This is a genomic window from Nocardia sp. NPDC058497 (assembly GCF_042720195.1).
Classification (GTDB): Bacteria; Actinomycetota; Actinomycetes; order Mycobacteriales; family Mycobacteriaceae; genus Nocardia.
In genome coordinates this window covers 1-557 of record NZ_JBHXMY010000701.1, presented here as the reverse complement: position 1 = coordinate 557, position 557 = coordinate 1, and the positions used below count along the sequence as shown (strand labels likewise).

The window sequence follows — 557 nt, the reverse complement described above, 5'->3', positions numbered from 1 at the left end:
GAGACACACCGCGCCGGTCGAAGTGCCCGATGTTGGGCGCGACTACCCGCTACCGGGGGGCCCGGGGGGCCCGCAGGGTGCGCGCGGCAAACCGCGCAGCACTTTCCGCAAGATCGGGACCATTCCGGATGTCGCGGCACGGCCCACCGGGTTGGGGCCCGAGGATCGCGGCAAATGGTGGCATCGGCTCGATGACAACGGCATGGATGTGTGGACTGGCTCCGGCTGGCAGCATTCTGTCGACGCGGTCGGCCCGGTCGGACCCGCTGCCCCTGCCAACTCGGTCACGGCGACCCCGACTGTGCACAGCGAGAACTTGACGGTTCCCGCTGTCGAATTCACCGGGTCCGGGGCCGATCAGCAGCTGCATTCGACAGCGGCCGCGGGTGTGCCCGGACCGGTTGGCCCGGCTGGGGCGTCCGGCACGATCACCATGTCCGATGACTACGAGACAACCAGCGGTCCCGGTCACGGTGGTGTGTTCGCCTACGACCGTTCGACGCGTCGTTTCCGGTCGGCGTCGGCGCCGATGGGGACCGGGCCCTGGGCGTGGTACC

At 69.8% G+C, this 557-nt stretch carries 1 pseudogene; it reads left to right on the top strand.

Annotated features, from left to right (window positions below):
- Window positions 1-202 precede the first annotated feature (202 nt).
- Window positions 203-557 (top strand): annotated as a pseudogene (locus tag ACFWPJ_RS29710) (hypothetical protein); the annotation flags it as partial.